The 350-nt window shown below is 80.9% G+C and carries 1 protein-coding gene; it reads right to left on the bottom strand.

The annotated features are described in order from the left end of the window. Positions 1-350 (bottom strand): KS-MAT linker domain-containing protein (locus WDV06_RS37250; RefSeq protein ID WP_463668240.1); only part of this gene is annotated, 350 nt, incomplete at both ends.

The following is a 350-nucleotide window of genomic DNA, read 5'->3' as shown; positions in this document are numbered from 1 at the left end:
GCCCCCTGACCCGGGAACACCCACACGGCCCGGCCCGGCGCACCCGCGCCGCCGGTCACCACACCGGCCGCGTCCTCGCCCCGGGCCAGAGCCCGCAGCCCGGACAACGCCTCCTCGGCCGAGCCCGCGAGCACCACCGCGCGCTCCCCGAAGACCGCGCGGCCGGAGGCCAGCGCCCCGGCCAGGTCCGCCGGCGACACCGCGTCGGCACCCTCCACGAACCCCGCCAGCCGCTCGGCCTGCCCGGCCAGCGAGGCGGTACTCCGCGCCGTGACCACCAGCGGCACCACACCACCCGCCACCGGGGCCGGAACCGGTGCCGGGGCCTCCTCCGGAGCTTCGGCCGGGGC

The sequence above is a fragment of the Streptomyces racemochromogenes genome (assembly GCF_044129415.1).
GTDB classification, from domain to species: Bacteria; Actinomycetota; Actinomycetes; order Streptomycetales; family Streptomycetaceae; genus Streptomyces; species Streptomyces racemochromogenes_A.
Note: the sequence above shows the minus strand (reverse complement) of the source record. Positions and strands in the feature narration are given on the sequence as shown.